The organism is Photobacterium sp. R1 (assembly GCF_054600795.1).
Genome location: NZ_BAAHZP010000726.1, coordinates 1 through 255, shown reverse-complemented (window position 1 = coordinate 255; position 255 = coordinate 1). Strand labels below are relative to the sequence as shown.

The window sequence follows — 255 nt, the reverse complement described above, 5'->3', positions numbered from 1 at the left end:
ATTTTTTATCTGTGACAATCAACTTACCACGATACATTTGCATCTGGCAGGTAAAACTATATTCACCGGGTTCTTTAGGTGTTAGGAAAACATCTTTGTCCTTATCCAGTGGTAGCTCTTCACTGATGTCGAAATCAGCAAAAACCACTGTAGCAGCGCATGGGGACGCATCTTTGCGGATGAAGCGTAAAGTTGCAGGCTTACCTGCCTGTAACCGAATATGTGATGGCTGATACGTCCCATTTTCGACCTTTA

The 255-nt window shown here is 43.1% G+C and carries 1 protein-coding gene; it reads right to left on the bottom strand.

The genetic code is table 11. The annotated features are described in order from the left end of the window. Nucleotides 1-255: cupredoxin domain-containing protein (locus tag ACYP03_RS26990; protein WP_459782807.1), on the bottom strand; the 255-nt coding region annotated here is incomplete at both ends.